13 protein-coding genes and 1 rRNA gene are annotated in these 17,736 nt (G+C 37.3%); 13 read left to right on the top strand and 1 reads right to left on the bottom strand.

The genetic code is table 11. The features are described 5' to 3' along the window. The first annotated feature begins 1 nt into the window (after nt 1). The 10 genes from EOJ36_RS08775 (at nt 2) to EOJ36_RS08730 (ending at nt 13,543) form a co-directional block, all read left to right on the top strand. Nucleotides 2-1,288: a CitMHS family transporter gene (locus EOJ36_RS08775; RefSeq protein ID WP_127804474.1), complete on the top strand. Its 1,287-nt coding sequence runs from the start codon at nt 2-4 to the stop codon at nt 1,286-1,288. A 1-nt stretch (nt 1,289) separates the two neighbouring features. Beyond that, entirely contained in the window at nt 1,290-2,714 is a 1,425-nt protein-coding gene (locus tag EOJ36_RS08770) for an acyclic terpene utilization AtuA family protein (protein ID WP_127804472.1), read from the top strand. 1 nt (nt 2,715) lies between these two features. Further along, entirely contained in the window at nt 2,716-3,015 is a 300-nt protein-coding gene (locus EOJ36_RS08765) for an AtuA-related protein (RefSeq protein ID WP_127804470.1), read from the top strand. Between the two features lie 64 nt (nt 3,016-3,079). Beyond that, nucleotides 3,080-5,083, top strand: coding sequence for a glycoside hydrolase family 3 protein (locus tag EOJ36_RS08760; RefSeq protein WP_127804468.1), 2,004 nt, complete (start codon nt 3,080-3,082; stop codon nt 5,081-5,083). A 54-nt stretch (nt 5,084-5,137) separates the two neighbouring features. Beyond that, nucleotides 5,138-5,674 (top strand): hypothetical protein, encoded by a 537-nt coding sequence (locus EOJ36_RS08755; RefSeq protein WP_127804466.1) that lies wholly within the window; start codon nt 5,138-5,140, stop codon nt 5,672-5,674. An 85-nt stretch (nt 5,675-5,759) separates the two neighbouring features. Then, nucleotides 5,760-8,162: an outer membrane beta-barrel family protein gene (locus EOJ36_RS08750; protein ID WP_127804464.1), complete on the top strand. Its 2,403-nt coding sequence runs from the start codon at nt 5,760-5,762 to the stop codon at nt 8,160-8,162. A gap of 30 nt (nt 8,163-8,192) precedes the next feature. Then, on the top strand, nt 8,193-10,385 hold the full coding sequence (locus EOJ36_RS08745) for a M28 family metallopeptidase (RefSeq protein ID WP_127804462.1): 2,193 nt from the start codon (nt 8,193-8,195) through the stop codon (nt 10,383-10,385). 1 nt (nt 10,386) lies between these two features. After that, entirely contained in the window at nt 10,387-11,268 is an 882-nt protein-coding gene (locus tag EOJ36_RS08740) for a DUF1684 domain-containing protein (RefSeq protein WP_127804460.1), read from the top strand. Further along, nucleotides 11,268-11,624: a thiol-disulfide oxidoreductase DCC family protein gene (locus EOJ36_RS08735; RefSeq protein WP_127804458.1), complete on the top strand. Its 357-nt coding sequence runs from the start codon at nt 11,268-11,270 to the stop codon at nt 11,622-11,624. Before EOJ36_RS08740 ends, EOJ36_RS08735 begins: the two co-directional genes overlap by 1 nt. After that, nucleotides 11,621-13,543 (top strand): pectinesterase family protein, encoded by a 1,923-nt coding sequence (locus EOJ36_RS08730; protein ID WP_127804456.1) that lies wholly within the window; start codon nt 11,621-11,623, stop codon nt 13,541-13,543. The genes EOJ36_RS08735 and EOJ36_RS08730 overlap by 4 nt, the downstream gene beginning before the upstream one ends. Before the next feature lie 244 nt (nt 13,544-13,787). Here EOJ36_RS08730 and EOJ36_RS08725 read toward each other — a convergent pair whose 3' ends face one another. Next, nucleotides 13,788-14,609, bottom strand: coding sequence for a VOC family protein (locus tag EOJ36_RS08725; protein ID WP_127804454.1), 822 nt, complete (start codon nt 14,607-14,609; stop codon nt 13,788-13,790). A gap of 146 nt (nt 14,610-14,755) precedes the next feature. Between EOJ36_RS08725 and EOJ36_RS08720 the strand changes: the two genes are divergently transcribed. The 3 genes from EOJ36_RS08720 to EOJ36_RS08710 form a co-directional block, all read left to right on the top strand. Continuing rightward, nucleotides 14,756-15,490, top strand: coding sequence for a helix-hairpin-helix domain-containing protein (locus EOJ36_RS08720; protein WP_127804452.1), 735 nt, complete (start codon nt 14,756-14,758; stop codon nt 15,488-15,490). A 50-nt stretch (nt 15,491-15,540) separates the two neighbouring features. After that, nucleotides 15,541-17,169, top strand: coding sequence for an L-glutamate gamma-semialdehyde dehydrogenase (gene pruA, locus EOJ36_RS08715; protein WP_127804450.1), 1,629 nt, complete (start codon nt 15,541-15,543; stop codon nt 17,167-17,169). A gap of 505 nt (nt 17,170-17,674) precedes the next feature. Further along, nucleotides 17,675-17,736: ribosomal RNA gene (locus tag EOJ36_RS08710) — 16S ribosomal RNA — on the top strand; the annotation flags it as partial.

Below are 17,736 nucleotides of genomic sequence, written 5' to 3'. Positions count from 1 at the left end.
TATGGCAATAGCAGGATTTTTAACGATTCTATTTTTTTTAGTTGCCATTATCAGCAAGCGGATTTCGGTGATAACAGCTTTGGTCTTAATCCCAATTGCTTCTGCACTGATCATGGGTATTCCTGTGAAAGAATTAGGTCCGATGATGTTGGATGGAATCAAGCAAGTGGCTCCAACGGGTATTATGTTGGTATTTGCCGTATTGTATTTTGCGATTATGTTGGATGTCGGTTTGTTTGATCCTGTCATTCGTCGCTTATTGAAAATCGTAGGAGGTGATCCATTAAAAGTCATTTTGGGCACAGCCATTCTAACTATGTTGGTGCATTTGGATGGCGATGGAACGGCAACCTTTATGATTGTGATTTCCGCATTTTTGCCACTTTACGAGCGACTTCAAATTAAAAAAGTGTATTTAGCGGGCATTGTAGCATTAGCTGTGGGCCCCATTCATCTCGTGCCATGGTCTGGAACTTCTGCACGTGCCATTTCAACGCTTCAAACGGATGCAACACATATTTTTAATCCTAACTTAATTCCCATTTTAGGAGGAATTTTATGGGTTTTGTTTGTCGCTTATTTTTGGGGTAAAAAAGAAAGAGCCCGTTTAGGAATTCAAGAATTTTTCGGAGAGGAAGTTGATTTAAAAGCTGAACCAAATTTCAAGCGTCCTCGCCTGATTTGGTTCAATGCGCTTTTGACCATCACTCTGATTTTTCTATTGATTAAAGGTTTCTGGCCAACACCAGTTTTGTTTTTGGTGGGAGCTATGTTGGCTTTAATTATTAACTTTCCAAATTTGTCGACCCAAAGTCAGGTTTTGAAATCGCATGGAACTAATATTTTTTCGGTTTCATCGATGATTTTTGCGGCCGGAATTTTTTCTGGAATTTTGACAGGGTCTAAAATGATTGAGGCTATGGCCACAGCCATGGTTGAGGCAGTGCCTGCTGCACACGCCAACTGGATTCCAACCTTAACGGCACTTACTTCCGTACCCGCAAGTTTACTTTTTACCCCAGATGCCTATTATTTTGGCGTGGTGCCGGTCTTAGCCAAAACGGTTTCAAGTTTTGGAATGGATGCCTTGCAAATCGGAAGAGCTGCTTTGTTGGGACAAATGACCGTCGGATTTCCCATTTCACCCCTAACCGCTTCAACTTTTTTGTTGATCAGCTTAACGAAAGTTGAATTAGGCGAACATCAAAAAAATACCTTTTTATGGGCGGTTGGGACCAGTGTTGTGATGACAATTTTTGCCCTTTTAGCAGGTTCTTTAACAATTTAAAATGAAAACAATACGCATAGGTTCGGGGGCAGGATTTTCGGGAGATCGGATTGAACCTGCTGTTTTATTGGCTGAAAAGGCGGACCTAAATTATTTAGTTTTAGAGTGCTTGGCAGAAAGAACAATTGCTTTGGCACAAAAACGTAAATTGGCGAATCCAGACTTGGGTTATGACCCATTACTTGAAAAAAGAATAAGGCCTTTATTGCCACATATCAAAAAAAATAAAGTTCGATTAATTAGTAATATAGGAGCAGCAAATCCCCTAGCCGCTGCAAAGAAAATCAAAGAAATTTCTATTGAATTAGGGCTAGAATTTAAAATTGCCGCCGTTTTAGGCGATGATGTCTTAGAGTTTGTTGAATTGAATAAAAGTTCTCTGCAAACCCTAGAAACCGGCAAATCCTTGGCCAAATATGATATTCTTTCTGCAAATGCCTACATAGGCGCAGAAGGCATCGTGGAGGCACTCCACCAAGGAGCAGATATTATAATTACAGGCCGAGTGGCAGACCCATCTTTGTTTTTGGCTCCTATGCTTTTTGAATTCAATTGGGAATCCACCGACTGGGAAAAATTGGGACGAGGAACAATTGTTGGACACTTACTAGAATGTGCTGGACAATTAACTGGAGGCTATTTTGCTGACCTCAGACATAAAAAAATAGAAGACCTTGCCAATTTGGGATTCCCTTTCGCTGATGTGTCAGAAGATGGCCTAGCGACTTTTAGTAAACTGCCAAAAACTGGCGGTTTGCTGAATTTGAAAACGGCCAAGGAACAGTTATTATATGAAGTTGTCAATCCGCATGCCTATTTAACTCCCGATGTAAGTGCCGATTTTATGTCGGTACAATTAAAAGAAATAGAACCCAATCAGGTCCAACTTTTTGCAGGCGGAGGAAATGAAAAACCCAAAACCTTAAAAGTAAGTGTTGGGTATCGTGCCTTTTTTCAGGGTGAGGGGGAAATTTCCTATGGTGGTTCTGATGCGGTTGAAAGGGCAAAATTGGCGGGAGAGATTATTTTACAAAGATTTAAGAGTGAGCAAAGTGAGCAGAGTGAGCAAGGTTTTTTTCAAATAAATGCAAATAACAAGTCCGAAGGACTTGAACTTCAAATAGCCCTCAGTGAAACTGGGGGTAAAAAAGATCAAATTTGGGATTTACGAATAGAATTAATCGGCGTCGATTCCCTTTTCCAAGGAAGCCTGCAAAATTCAAAACCCACAGAAGTTCGTTTACGAGTGGTTGGAAAAGCGACAACAGCTGAATTAGCGAACCTTATTGGAGAAGAGGTGGATGCGCTGTACACCAATGGTCCAGCAGGTGGCGGAGGTGTTCGTAAAAATACGATTGAACAAATTGGAATTGTTTCTGTGTTGTTCCCAAGAGAATTAATTGAGCAAACTGTAATCTTTGTATAGCATGAAATTGTACGAAATAGCACATAGTAGAGCTGGTGACAAAGGAAATATTTCTACCCTTTCTTTAATTCCTTTCGAGGAATCTAACTATACTTTATTGAAAGAAAAAGTAACCATTGAAAAACTGAAGGTTCATTTGCAACACATTGTGAAAGGTGAAATTGTTCGGTACGAAATGGATAATGTGCAGGCGCTTTTGTTTGTTTGTCAAAATGCCTTGGAATCAGGTGTGACCACCTCTCTATCTCTAGATCCGCACGGGAAGACCTTATCTTCTTATCTTTTAGAAATGGAAATTTAAGATTTTCAGTTTCAAACAATTAGGTTTTGGATAGTTTTTGCTTTTATAGAAAAACATCTTTCCAATGTACCCTAAATATATTTTAACATCCGTTTTAAGCCTTGCGATGCTTTCTAATTTGGCATTTGCACAAAAAGTTTCACAGCCCGATTTAGGTGCTAAAAAAGCATCAATTATCTCAGTTGGCAAATTAAAATTTAAAGATTTAAACAAAAACAATAAGCTGGATGCTTACGAAGATTGGCGTTTGCCCGTAGAGGCCCGAATCAAGAATCTGGTTGCTCAAATGACCTTAGAGGAAAAGGTTGGATTCATGTTGATTAGCACAACCCGCTTATCGGGAGATTATTCTTTTCAACAAAATGCTCCAAAAGCAGAAATCGGAAATGGATTTAATGAAGAGGATTTAGTGCAAACGGTTAACATGTTTACGCGCAAGCCTTTGCAAATTCCCAACATGGCATCAGCAGGAACTACCAAAGGAGTGAACCAGTTTCATTTGCGCCATTTCATTTTACGCGCCAATACGAGTCCGAAAATCTTAGCCGAATGGTCGAATAATTTACAAGAAATTTGTGAGGCCTCTCGTTTGGGAATCCCTGCCATCATAGCTTCTAATCCAAGAAATCATGTGACTACAGATGCTGCTATTGGTTTAAGCGTTGGTTCTACTGCATTTTCTAAATGGCCTGGGGAATTGGGATTAGCAGCCATGCGTGATTTCAAATTAACACGTGAATTTGCACAAATTGCAGCCAAAGAATGGTCGGCGGTGGGACTTCGAAAAGGTTATATGTACATGGCCGACTTAGCCACCGAACCTCGTTGGATGCGCGTGGAAGGTACTTTTGGAGAAAATGCAGACCTGACATACGAAATGATAAAAAATATTGTGATCGGTTTTCAAGGAAATAAATTAGGGAAAGAATCAGTAGCAATGACTACTAAACACTTCCCTGGGGGTGGACCACAAATGGGTGGACAAGATTCCCACTTCGACTACGGAAAATTTGCGCATTATCCTGGTGGCATGTTTGAATACCATGTAAAACCATTCAAAGCAGCCATTGAAGCTGGTACTGCCTCAATAATGCCCTATTATTCTGCACCGAAGGGAAAAGAATTTGAAGAAGTTGGATTCTCGTTCAACAAAGCAATTGTGAATGATTTATTAAAAGGAAAATTAGGCTATCAAGGAATTATCAATTCAGATACAGGTCCAATCGACATGATGCCTTGGGGTGTGGAAAACCTAAGTATCAATGAGCGTTACCAAAAAGCTTTAAACGCTGGAGTAGATATTTTTTCTGGTGCTGCTGATCCAGCCTTGCTTTTAGAAACAGTACGTAAAGGAATGGTTACAGAGGAGAGAATTAATCAATCGGTTGCCAAATTATTGAAGGAAAAATTTGACTTAGGCTTGTTTGAAAATCCTTATGTAGATGTTGAAAATGCAGTTAAAACAGTGGGAAGTGCTGAGTTTCAAAAGAAGGCTGATTTGGCCTTACGTAAATCAATCGTTTTGTTAAGAAATGAGCAAAAAACTTTGCCTATCAAAGCAGCTACGAAAGTATATTTTGAAACGTATTATGACAAAGGTCAAGGGAAATCGCCAATAACAGTCAACAAGCCAACAGTTGAAGGTCTAGAATTTGTGGATAAAAAAGAAGATGCTGATGTGGTATTACTTTGGTTGATCCCAACTTCTGGCGGATTGTTTAATAATTCATACAAAGAAATTGATATTCGTTTATCTGCCAACAGAATAAATGTGCAACATGTGAATGAATTGATCAATTCCAAACCAACCGTTGTGGCCATCAATTACTCAAATCCATGGGTGATTGAAGAAATTGATTTTGCAAAAGCTTCTGTAATTGCAACTTTTGGAACCACCCAAGATGCCTTGTTGGATGTTGTGAGAGGAGCATTTAATCCAACCGGAAAAATGCCATTTACTACTCCGAAAAATATGCAAGTGGTAATAGACAATAAATCGGACGTGCCCGGATTCATGGAAGGAGAGGGATACGGACTGTTTAAATTTGGAGAAGGAATAAGTTATTAAGGTTTTAAAAGCGGGAATTTCCCGCTTTTTTTTATCTTCGAGAAAAAAATTAAAATGAAGTATCGGCAAATTATTTTTAAATATCTTTTGGTGACACTGCTAGGATTTTTCCTTTTCATTGTAGACGACCAAGAATTTTTTAATCCTTTGTTGACCACCAGCTTGATCGTGATTTTGGCCGCCCTGAAATCGGCTTATTATGTTTATTTTAGTTACAAAAAGATTTTAGAAGCCAGCCGACACGAGGTTATGTACCACGATTTCATGTTGTTCATGATGGTTAATATTTCTCTAGTTATTTTTTCATTCGGGCTTGACTACTTCTGTTTGAACCAGGTGAATCCTCTCAATTTTGTGGGTATTGAAAAACACTTGAATACCTATGAATTGGTTTTTGAAACTTGGTATTTCTCGGTACTTAATTTTTCTTTTTTTGGCTATGGACAAATCATGCCCACCACCATTCCTGGCAAATTGATCATTGTAATGGAGGTTATTATGTCCTTTGTTACCCTCGTTTTTATTTTATCAGACTTTTTAAGTTTGAAGGAGAGTATTTCAGAACATTTGAAGAAAAAGGAAAAGAGCTAGCCGTTTGTCTATTTTTTGGAACTGTTTATCCCAATTAATCATCTGCCTTTGTAAATTCTTTTACATTTGTCAAAATTTCCGCCAAATGAATAAGCATTTATATCAAACCTTAGTTTTAACCTTAATTGGATTTGCGGCTTTCGCACAACAAATTAAGGTTAATTTAACAGGGAGTATTCAAAGTCAAACCAAAGAGCCCCTTGAATTCGTCAACATAGTTGTCAAATCTTCCAATACTCAAAAATTTATTACGGGTGCCATTAGTAATGAAGCAGGTAAATTTTTATTAGAAGGAATTGTGCCTGGGGAATATATTTTCACTTTTTCAAGTGTAGGTTTTGAGAAATTAGATAAAAATGTGTTTGTTGGGGCATTAAGTAATTATTTGGATTTAGGAATAGTTCAAATGTCGCCTAATATTCAAGTACTTGAAGAAATTAAAGTGCTTGCTAAAAAGGATGAAGTAGATGCCAAATTAGACAAAAAAACATTTTCGGCAGAAGAGTTGAAAAGTCAGACTGGTGGCTCGGTTTTGCAGGTGTTAAATACCTTGCCAGGGGTAACGGTTCAGGACGGGAAACTGAATATTCGTGGAAGTTCAAATGTGGCAGTGTTGGTCAATGGTCAACAAACTGCTTTAACTGGATTTTCTAGTCAATCGGGTTTAGATAATATTCCAGCCTCATCCATTGAAAAAATTGAGATTATCAATAATCCCTCTGCAAAATATGATGCCAACGGAAATGCAGGTGTTGTAAATATTATTTTCAAAAAAAGTACGGCGACGGGCTTCAATGGAAAAATGCAAATGGTCAGCGGAGCTGGAGCTATTTGGGAAAAAATGAGCAATTTGCCAGGAATTCGCCCCCAGTTTCAATCAACCTTAAAACTCAACCCATCTTTAAGTTTAAGTAAAAAATCAGACCGGTATCAAATTTATTTTCAAGGAGATTATTACCACAATCCAACTTTGAATAAAAATGAATACATTAATCGTAATTATACGAATAGTGACGTAGTTCGTCAACAAATAAAACGTAATCGCCGTACGGAAATAGGAACCGCCATTGCAGGATTGGATTGGAAAATAAACGACCAAAACACCTTTTCTCATTCGATATTATTTAGTTCTGAAAAAATATTAGATGATGGAGATGAGCCCTTTTTCAATGGAGATTTGTCGAATCGAAGACGACTTTGGCAGTTTTTGGAAGACGAACTAAAGACTACTGTAACGGCTACCAATCTATATAAACACAGTTATGCAAAACCAGGCCAACTATTAAATGTAGCCTTCAATTATACCTGGCACCAAGAAGATGAAAAGTATTTCTTTACAGATATAAATCCTACCTATACAGATTTAAACGATTTTAAATTGTTGTCAGACGAAAACGTTTTTGATTTGAATGTAGATTTCCAAAAGCCTTTACAATTTGGAAAGCTAGAGTCGGGCTTAAAAACCAGGTATCGTTTCATTCCAACCAATATGATTTTTCACCCAGGAGCACACACCCCTTTCGATATGGGTGCAGGGGGCTGGGCTAATTATAAGGAAACCATTCCGGCTGCCTATTTGAATTATTTGATCGATACCAAAAATTTAGAATTGGAAGCGGGACTTCGCATGGAGTATGTGAATGTGCAATATGCGGTGGATCCCAATAACAAAGCTTATAAAACAGATGGCTATGAATATTTTCAGCCATTTCCTAATTTCAAATTAGGCTTCAAACTAGAAAATGGTGATAAAATTCAATTGAATTTTAATCGACGTGTAGACCGTCCGGCTGAATTGGATATTCGAGTTTTTCCCAAATATGACGATGCAGAGATTGTGAAAGTGGGGAATCCCGCATTAAAACCGCAATACACCAATAATGTGGAATTAGGGTTCAAAAAGAATTTGGAAAAAGGTTATTTATATGGTGCATTGTATCAACGCGTGACCAATGGAACTATTACTAGAATTGCTGTGACTGATCCATCGAGTTATACCGTCTTCAATGTAATGCAAAATGCAGGATTAAGTAGCATTCGTGGCACAGAATGGTTTTATTCAGAAACGGTAAGTTCAAATTTTCGATATAATGTAAATGTGAATTTTTATCAAAATACTTTTGATGCATTTACAGCAAATTATGTGTATCCACGTTTGGGAAGCGTACAAAATGTGCAGCAACAAATTAATTCAGGAAGTTTGAAATTGAATACTTTTTTCAAAATGAATGGATGGGATGCACAAGCATCTGTTTCCTATTTGGCGCCCGATTTAATCCCGCAAGGTAAAATTGATGAGCGATATGGAATGGATTTGGGCTTGAGTAAGAAATTTTCAAAAGGTAAAAATGAAGTGTTTTTGAATGCAACTGATTTATTTAATACTATGGTAATTTCCAAATCCATTCAGAGTGGCGATTTAAAATACACATCTAAGGATTATTACGAAACCCAAGTAGTACGTGTAGGCTTTTCCAGAAAATTTTGATAATTTGACCGTTGAATCAACCTATTCAACATGACTAAAATATCAATTACTGGCCTATTTTTCCTTGCTTGCTCTTCCTTGGGATTTGCTCAGCAAAATCTAGGCAAAATTTCTGTCAAACAGGAATCTTTGGAAAAACAATTTGATGCAAACATGAGCGCAAAGCGCGTAGGAGAGCACATCAAATTATTGTCTTCTGTTCCCCATCATGTGGGTTCGGTCGGCTCAAAAAAAATCATTTCTGATGTTGAAAAAATATTCAAAGAAAACGGTTGGGAGACAAAAATAGAAACTTATCAAGTTTTGTTTCCAAGTCCACAAGTTCGACAATTAGAGATGTCGGGACTTACCAATTTCAAGGCAGTTTTGAAAGAAATTCCTTTGAAAGAAGATGCAACTTCTGGACAAGCAGACCAACTTCCCCCATACAACGCTTGGAGTGCTGATGGTGATGTGAGAGGACAATTGGTTTTTGTGAATTATGGTTTGCCCGAAGATTATATTGAATTAGAAAAGCAAGGAATTGATGTAAAAGGTAAAATTGTTATTGCTAAATACGGAAGAAGTTGGAGAGGAATAAAACCGAAGGTTGCCCAAGAACATGGCGCCATTGGTTGTTTGATTTATTCTGACCCGATAGATGATGGCTATGTAGCTGGAGATGTATATCCAAAGGGAGCGTTTAAAAATGAATACATGGTTCAACGAGGCTCCATCATGGACATGGTGGTGTATCCGGGCGACCCTAGTACACCTTTTAAAGGTTCCAAGGGAAATGTTGAGCGTATAAAGCATGAGGATGCAGAAAATCTCTTAAAAATACCTGTTTTGCCCATTTCTTATCATGATGCAGCACCCTTGTTGAAGGATTTAGCTGGGGCAGTTGTGCCAAAATCTTGGGCAGGGGCCTTACCGTTCACCTATCATTTCGGACCCTCTGTTTCAACGGTACATTTGAATTTAAAATTTGATTGGAAAATCACAGATGCACAAAATGTAATTGCTACCATTAAAGGTTCTGAATTTCCTGATCAGTGGGTGATCCGCGGAAATCACCATGATGCTTGGGTGAATGGTGCTAATGATCCGATAAGTGGTTTAGCTGCTGAATTAGAAGAGGCTATTTCTATTGGACAACTATTGAAAACGGGTTGGAAACCCAAAAGAACTTTAGTGTATTGTGCTTGGGATGCTGAAGAACCGGGTTTAATCGGTTCAACAGAATGGGTGGAAGATCATCAGAATGAGTTAAAACAGAAAGCAGTAGCCTATATCAATTCGGATGGTAACGCGCGTGGATTTTTAGAAGCCCAAGGTTCACATGCTTTTATTCCGTTGATGAGTGATGTGGCAAAATCTGTTGTTGATCCACAAACAAAAGTTAGTGTTTTTGAAAGGGCTCGTGCCCACCAGGCAATAAGTGCTGCCAATCCTAAAGCAAAATTGGATGCTTTGAAACAACAAACCATACGCCTAGGAGCTATGGGTTCGGGTTCCGATTATTCGTCCTTTATACAACACATCGGAATTCCATCTTTAAATATTAGTTTTGGTGGAGAAGATGAAGGTGGAGAATACCATTCAATTTTTGATTCCTATGACCATTATGCTCGATTCAAAGATCCTGATTTTGTATATGGTGTTACCTTAGCTCAAACTGCCGGAAGAGCAGCTCTTCGATTGGCGGATGCGGATGTTTTACCATTTGATTTTACTAGTTTACACCATACAATTAAAGGATATGTTGGAGAGTTGCAAGAATTAGTTGAGCAACAGAGAGATAAGGCAAAGGCACAAAATGAGTTGATTGCAACTAAAGCATATTTATTAGCTGCTGACCCAAGAGAAAAAAACGAAGTTCCCAAAATTGAAAAGCAAGTACCCTACCTTGATTTTTCACCACTATTAAATGCATTAAATGCCTTGGAAGAATCAGCAAAGTTAATTGAGTCAAAAAAAGTTACTTTACAAGGAGCGGCACTTCAAGGTTTGAATGTGAAGTTGTACCAAGCAGAACAACAAATGTTAAACGTAAAAGGCTTGCCACGACGCCCTTGGTATAAACATACGCTTTATGCACCTGGATTTTATACAGGTTACGGAGTAAAAACTGTTCCAGGTGTTCGTGAGGCCATTGAACAAAAACAATTTGATGAGGCGCAAGAACAAATTCATCAAGTTGCCCAATCAATTAAACAGCTGTCGAATTATTTAAATAATTAAAATGAAGAGAATTATAATTTCCTTCTTGGCTTTAGTATTATTTCTTCCAAGTTTAGGATTTGCCCAAAATTTTGATCAGTCTGAATTTGAGATTTGGAAGGCAAAAAGACTAAAAAGCTTACTTTCAGAAACAGGTTGGTTGAATTTGGCGGGATTGTATTGGTTAAAAGACGGGAATAATACGATTGGAGGTGCAGATGGAAATGATTGTCAATTTCCGACCGAACATTCAGTAGGCAAATTGGGAAATATTTACTTAGAAAAGGGAAAGGTTTATTTAAAGGATGTGCCTGCTAACGCAACTATTACTGTTAAAGGAGTTCCATTTTCGGGAGGATTGATTTTTGAAGAAGGGAAAGAGTCGCCCGTGCTGGTTCATCAATCCTTGCGTTGGTTTATCATTAAGCGAGGCGAAAAATATGCCATTCGTTTGCGGGACTTGGAAAGTGAATATGTGAAAAATTTCAAAGGGATTGAATATTTTCCGTTTCAAAGCAATTTGGTTTTGAAGGCCAAATTTGTTCCGACGAAGGGTCGTAAACTAAAAATAGTGGATGTGACGGGTCGAGTTTATGAGGAAGAATCGCCTGGGAAAGTAGTTTTCAATGTTGCTGGTAAGGAATATGCCCTATTGGCTACGCAAGAAGGAGACCAATTGTTTATTGTATTTGGAGATACGAGCAACAAGCACGAAACCTATGGCGGAGGCAGATTTTTGTATGTGGATATGCCTAAAAATGGAGAAGAGGTCATAATGGATTTCAACAGATCTTATAATCCTCCTTGTACATTTACTCCATATGCAACCTGTCCATTGCCTGTTGCAGAAAATAAATTACCCATTCAAATTTTAGCTGGAGAGAAATATACCTCTCATTATTAATGAAGCTGTTGTTATATGATGGCGAATGTAACTTGTGCCATTGGGCGGTTCAATGGGTGAAAAAGAATGCTGTTTCGTCAGATTTTCAGTTTGAATCTTTGACGGGTGATTTTGCAAAAAAAATTCTTAAAAAACACGCGGAATATTTAGAAATAGATTCAATTATTTTTTTGGATGAAACAGGCATCTATGTTAAATCGGATGCTATATTTCAAATTGCTAAAAATTTAAAAAGTCCTTGGCAAGCAATTAGTTTGTTCAGGATATTTCCAAAGAGTATGTTGGATAAAGTTTATTCTTTTATAGCCAAGAATCGTAAAAAGTGGTTCGGAACATATACTACCTGTGAATTATGAAAAAATTATTGCTATTGTTGATTTTACCATTTGCCCTATTTAGTCAAAATTTGCAAGGGATAACGGGTATTCGAGACCATTCCTATAATAATCAAGATGCTTTAAAAAATGATCAAAAAGCGGTTCCTGATTTAACACTTGGGGTTCATTTGCTTCAAAACCCAGTCGATTCGGTCATAAATTTTTCTTACAAAAAAATTGGTGAACGTGAATTGAAAATGGATTATTATGGTTCCAAAACAAACCATAATTTACCCGCCTTACTATTTATTCATGGCGGAGGCTGGAGGACAGGGGATAAAAGTCAGCATCGGGAATTAGCTAAATCCTTAGCGGATAAAGGTTTTCGGGTCTTTTTGATTGAATATCGATTGTCGACTGAGGCACTATATCCCGCAGCCATGTTGGATGTACATGATGGTTTGCGGTTTTTGTTTGAGCAATCGAAAAAGTTTCATGTAGATGTCAATCAAATTTCAGTAGCAGGATTTTCAGCTGGCGGACAAATGGCGGCCTTGTTGGGAAGTACCTGGGACGAAACTTTATATGGAAAACATTCAGCAGCTTTCAAAATTCATTCAGTAATAGATTTAGATGGAATATTAGCCTATATTCATCCAGAATCAGGGGAAGGAGATGATTCAAAAAAGTTAAGTGCAGCTACGCAATATTTTGGGTATAATAAAAAAGATGGGGCAAAAATTTGGAATGAAGCGTCTGCATTGAATCATGTTTCTAAAAAAGATCCTGCTGTTTTATTTATTAATAGTGGTGTAGATCGAATGCATGCGGGTCGAGAGGATTTTAGAAAAAAGATGCATGATTTACATATCAAAACCCGGGTTTACACTTTTGAAAAATCGCCTCATAGCTTTTTATTATATGCTCAATGGATGGAAAAGGTGGCGAACTTGATGGCTAATTTTATGAATCAGGATCATCAGATTTTAGTGGTAGATCCAAAAGGTAAAAACACTTTTAAAACAATTCAAAAGGCAATTGAATTTGCTAAAAGTGGAAATGAGATTTTTATAAAAAATGGGCTTTATCAGGAAAAACTTTTTATTGACAGTACTAAAGCATTTTTAAAAATTCGTGGAGAAAGTAGAAACAAGGTTGTTGTAAAATTTGCACAAGCCCGTGATATGTGGCGTTGTTCGAATCCAGATGATTATGGTGCTGGTACATTAAATATCAAAGGACATGATATTCAAATTGAGTCGATTACCTTTATCAATGATTATGGGCTTTTGAACAAAGAGGATAAGGTAATTCCCTGTTTGAATGAATCAGGTAAGGAGCTTGTAACAACTGTTCAAAAATATGCATTGCCTAGAGAAAAGGGTGAAAAAGAGGGAGAGAAAATAGTTCGAGCAGATGGGCACCAATTTGCGATGCGAAGCATGCCCGGAGCAACCCGATTAGCTTTTGAGAATTGCACGTTTGTTTCTGGAGGTGGGGATACAGTGAGTCCATGGGATGTGGAAAAAGGACTGTATTATTTCAAAAATTGTTCGTTTGAAGGCCATGTGGACATGTATTGTCCAAGAGGAAATGCATTAGCCGAGAATTGTGAGTTCATTTGTCATAACATGTCGGCCGCAATTTGGCACGATGGTTCTGCTAAAGAAGGCGATCGATCGATTATCAAAAATAGTTCATTTAGAGGAGATAAAGGGTATAAATTAGGTCGGTATCACCGCGAGGCTCAAATTTATTTGTTGGGCTGTACCTTTGATGAAAACATGGCAGATGCCCCAATTTATCAGTCAGGTGATCGAAAATTACAATGGGGCCATCGCATCTTTTTTAATGGTAATAAAGGGGCAGTTACGGATTGGTTAAAAGATAATACAAACTTAAAGGCTGAAGAAGTGAGTTTTAAGACTTTTTTCGGAGAAAATTGGATGTTTTATTAAAGAATTGAAGAATTTAAGAATCGGGGAATATTAGAATCGAAGAATCGAAGAATCGGAGAATCGGGGAATTGAAGAATCGGTGAAATTAAGAAAATCCTTTAATTCAATTCTTCAATTCCTATATTCTCCAATTCCTATATTCTCCAATTCCTATATTCTCCAATTCCTATATTCTCCAATTCCTATATTCTCCAATTCTTATATTCTCCTATTCTTATATTCTCCAATTCTTATATTCTCCAATTCACAATTTCTCAATAATAAACTTCGTCATTTGCATAAAATTGTACATGGTTTTTGGAGCAGTTTCCGGATTATTCATTAATGAGGGTAAAATGGAAGGGACAATTTGCCAAGAAACCCCATATTTGTCCTTTAGCCATCCACACTTTCCTTCTTTTCCTCCTGCTACCAATTTATCCCAATAAAAATCGATTTCATCTTGGGTATCTACGACTATTACAAATGAAACACCTTCAGAGAAGGAAAACAAATGTTTCATAGAGCTGTCCATCGCTCCGAAGATGGTTCCATTTAATTGGGTTCTTGAAAATTTCAAATAACCTTCCACATCTTGTTCTCCTTTTTCATAACGTGCTTTGGCCAATGATGCTGAATTTGGGAAAATTGAGGTATAAAAATCCATAGCTTCCTCAGCTTTACCAACATTTTCTTGGACAAACATAAAACTTGGAACCAAGGAATTTTCGCCCTCTACCAGCATTAATTGCCAGCTTACACCAAATTTATCGGAGCCCCAGCCGTATTTTTTACTCCACGGATAGGTATTGAAATCCATCATAATCATTCCTCCTTCCATTAATTTGTGCCAAGTACTTTCTAGTAGTTTTTCATCTGTTAACTGAATAAAAAATGAAATGGAAGGATTAATTGGGAACCCAGGCCCCCCATTAAGGTTCATAAATTTATGTCCTAATATGGTATAATTGACTGCCATTGGATTTTTTGAAATCCATTTAAATTCTGGAAAAACTTGTTCATAAAACTCGGCACCTTCGAGGGCGTTGTTGTTGAACCAAAGACAGGTGGAAAGTGGATGAACCATATTTAAGTGAAAAGTTAAAAGTTGATTTCGACAAATATAAGGGTTTAAATTATTAGTTTTTTGGAATTCTTTATCAGTTTATTGGAACTGATTTTGAGGTGTTGTTTATAATTTTGTACCACACAGATTAAAACCTAACCATTCCCATGAAACTGCCTAATTTTCATTATTTCATTCGTTTTGTATTTGGTTTAAGTAGTTGGGAGATCTATGGGATTGCCTCTTTGATTATTTTGATTTTACTTAGTAAAGGTTTGAAATGGTTTTGGAACGAACAAATAGAACCACTTTCCGTTCAAAAGTTTGAGCCCAAATTTTTGGATAAATACGTGTCAGAGTTGGAATCGAAGAAAAGGCGAAAAGATGGATATGCGAAATTGAAATTTAGGAATTTTGAATACAGAACCTTTTATAAAAATAAACCTTTGGGGTCTAAAAAGTCAGTATTTTGGAAAAGGGCTGGACCTGAAATTCTAAAAAAAGTTGATATTAATCAGGCTGATTCTATTACTTGGGTGGGAATGAAAGGAATTGGTCCAAGCTTTGCACATCGAATTTTAATGTTTCGCGACAAATTAGGAGGTTTTTTTTCCATAGATCAACTAAAGGAGGTGTATGGATTGGACTCTCTATGGGTGAAGGAAAATCAAAGAAGATTGATTTTGGGTAAAGGTATATATCGAAAATTTCAAGTTAATAAATTGGAATGGAAAGAATTTCGACATCCATATCTTCCCTATCCACAAGCAAAGCTGTTTTTAGCTTATCGAAAACAGCACGGGTCAGTGCAAAATTGGGAGGAACTAATTGGAATTAAATTGATTGATAGTAAGGTTTGGGAGCGTCTTCGACCCTATTTAGATTTTGAGAGTCAGAAATAATTTAAAAAAATGTACCTTTGTGGTTCAATACACTTCAAATAAATAATACTATGTCAACTGGATTTTTTCAAGTGCCAAATCCTATTAACGAACCAATATTTTCCTACGCTCCAGGAACAAAGGAAAGGGAGCAATTAGCCAACAAAATTAAGGAATTGCGAGCTCAGGAAATTGAGGTTTCCATGCGTATCAATGGAAAAGATGTACGAGGCGACAAGAAAATAGCAATGAATCCTCCTCATGATCATAAACATGTATTAGGATACTATTATGAAGGTGGGAAAAAAGAAATTCAAGATGCAATAGATTCAGCTTTGTCGGCACGTAAAGAATGGGCCTCCTTATCTTGGGAAAAACGTGCAGCAATATTTTTGAAGGCAGCAGATCTTTCTGCAACGAAATATAGAATGGAATTGAACGCTCGAACGATGTTAGGGCAGTCGAAAAGTGTTTATCAAGCAGAAATAGATGCGGCTTGTGAGTGGGTAGATTTTTTACGATTTAATGTGCACTATGCCACACAGATTTACGCAGATCAGCCAATTTCATCACCAGGCGTTTGGAATCGTGTTGAATATAGACCCTTAGAAGGTTTTATATATGCATTAACACCCTTCAATTTTACTGCAATTGCAGGAAATTTGCCAGCGGCACCTGCATTAATGGGAAATACAGTTGTTTGGAAACCCTCCCCACAGCAGATTTATTCAGCAGATTTGTTGATGAAAATTTTGGAAGAGGCAGGTTTGCCAAAAGGAGTTATTAATTTGGTTTTCGCTGATGGACCTGAGGCAGGAGATGTTGTTTTTGGGCACAAAGATTTTGCTGGAATCCATTTTACTGGTTCTACAAAAGTGTTTCAATTGATTTGGCAAAAAATTGGAAATAATATATCGAACTATAAATCCTATCCGCGTATCGTAGGAGAAACAGGTGGAAAAGATTTTGTAATTGCTCATCCTTCTGCTAATGTACCAGCATTGGTTACGGCATTGATTAGAGGGGCATTTGAATACCAGGGACAAAAATGTTCTGCGGCATCACGAGCATATATCCCGAAATCTATTTGGTCGGCAACGAAAGAATTGTTGATTAAAGAATTGGCTACAATTAAAATGGGAGGAACAGAAGATTTTGGAAACTTTTTTAATGCGGTGATTGATGCAAGAGCCTTTGCGAAAATAACAGGTTATATAGATTTAGCTAAAAAATCAAGTGGGGTTGAGTTGGTTGCGGGAGGGAATTACGACGATTCTAAGGGGTATTTTGTTGAGCCTACCGTTTTTGTAACGGATGATCCTCATTTTGTAACAATGGAAGAGGAGATTTTTGGACCTGTATTGACAATTTATGTTTACGAAGATTCAGAATGGGAGAAGACCCTGCAGCTTGTTGATAGTACATCTGCCTATGCCTTGACTGGGGCGATATTCTCTCAAGATGTTTATGCACTTTCCGAAGCAGCAAAAGTTTTAGAAAACGCAGCTGGCAACCTATATTTAAACGATAAATGTACTGGAGCAGTTGTTGGGCAACAGCCATTTGGCGGGGCACGTGCATCAGGAACAAACGATAAGGCAGGTTCCTATTTAAATTTGTTACGTTGGGTTTCTCCAAGAACTATTAAAGAGGTTTTTGTTAGTCCGGAAGATTACAGATATCCGTTTTTGGGAAATTAGGAATTGAAGAATAAATAGAAGAATATAGGAATATAAGAACTGAAGAACTTTAGAATTTTAATTCTTCAATTCCTATATTCTTCTTTTCCTATATTCCTCAATTCTCATATTCTCCAATTCCTCAATTCTCCAGTTCACCAGTTCTTAGTTGTTTAATTTTCAAGTAATTAGAAAAAAGGGTTAAAAAAACTTCAATTTTTTTTAGGGGGTAATTTGGAATAAGAAAAAAAAAGGGTAATCTTTGCACTCCGATTCAGCGACATAGGGAGCATGGAATCGGGAAAAAGGCTAGATAGACGAATTTAGCGGCACTTATCTAAAGGATTTTTGAAAAATAGAATTTAGCAGATAAAACGTTCTTTGAAGTGTTGATAGAAGTAGACGATTTTACTCTTTGGATGTAAACGAAGAGGGTAAGATTTAATTGTAGCATTCTAAACAAGATTGGATAGACAATTCTTATTTTAATTATAAGAGCAAGTCAAATGAATCCGTAAGATTATTTACAATGGAGAGTTTGATCCTGGCTCAGGATGAACGCTAGCGGCAGGCCTAATACATGCAAGT

Source organism: Sandaracinomonas limnophila, from assembly GCF_004005965.1.
GTDB classification, from domain to species: domain Bacteria; phylum Bacteroidota; class Bacteroidia; order Cytophagales; family Spirosomataceae; genus Sandaracinomonas; species Sandaracinomonas limnophila.
Note: the sequence above shows the minus strand (reverse complement) of the source record. Positions and strands in the feature narration are given on the sequence as shown.